Origin of the sequence: Halorubrum sp. Atlit-26R, assembly GCF_003666015.1 — an archaeon.
In the GTDB taxonomy this organism is placed as follows: domain Archaea; phylum Halobacteriota; class Halobacteria; order Halobacteriales; family Haloferacaceae; genus Halorubrum.
In genome coordinates this window covers 1-785 of the sequence record NZ_QPLT01000183.1, presented here as the reverse complement: position 1 = coordinate 785, position 785 = coordinate 1, and the positions used below count along the sequence as shown (strand labels likewise).

The following is a 785-nucleotide window of genomic DNA, read 5'->3' as shown; positions in this document are numbered from 1 at the left end:
TGTCGAACTTGGCGTCCACCGGCATACGGACACACCAGTTGTTGTCGACCCGTTTGCCCGGGAGAACGGGTACGCCACCTTCACGGTGGGCGATCCAGGCTCGGGGAAGAGTTTCAGCGCCAAACAGCGATTCATTCGGTCGGTCGCCCATCACGAGGACCGGATCGGCGTGATCTTAGAGCCGCTCAATGATTGGGCCGGCGTCGCGGAGGCGCTGGGTGCCCAGCGGATCACGGTGGGTGGGACGCTCGGCATTAACCCGCTTGAGATTACACCGCCCGCCAAACAGGCGCGCGAGCAGGTGGGCGCTGACGCGAGCCCGCTCACCGAAAAGCAGGAGCGCGTCAGTAGCTTTCTTGCCAACTTCTTCGCGCAGCGCGGGGTCTCCTTGGGGGATCGGCGGACCACGCTCGAGTTGGCTATCGAGACGGCCTACCGAAACGCCGGGATCACCGAAGACGTGACCACCCACAACCGGGCGAGCCCCACGCTGCGGGACGTGATCGATGTGCTCGAAGAGTTGGTGGCGGATGCCGACGCGTTCACACTGCGGACTGACGCGGAAGCCGAGAAACTTGAGACGGACGCCACGTGGCTTATCGATCAGTTGCGGCCGTTCGCCCCGGACGGGCAGTTCGCGCATCTCGGTCGGCAGAGCGAGGTTGATTTTGCGGCCGAGGATCTCATCTACCTAGATTTAGCCCAACAGGAGGGGCCCGTCGGCGGCCGGACGACGCCCGTGATGCAGATGCTCATCTCGCTCGTGTACGAGCGGGCCAAACAGA

General features: G+C 63.9%; 1 pseudogene. It reads left to right on the top strand.

Annotation, left to right across the window (positions count from 1 at the left end):
- Positions 1 to 785: pseudogene (locus DVK07_RS20045) on the top strand (transferase); the annotation flags it as partial.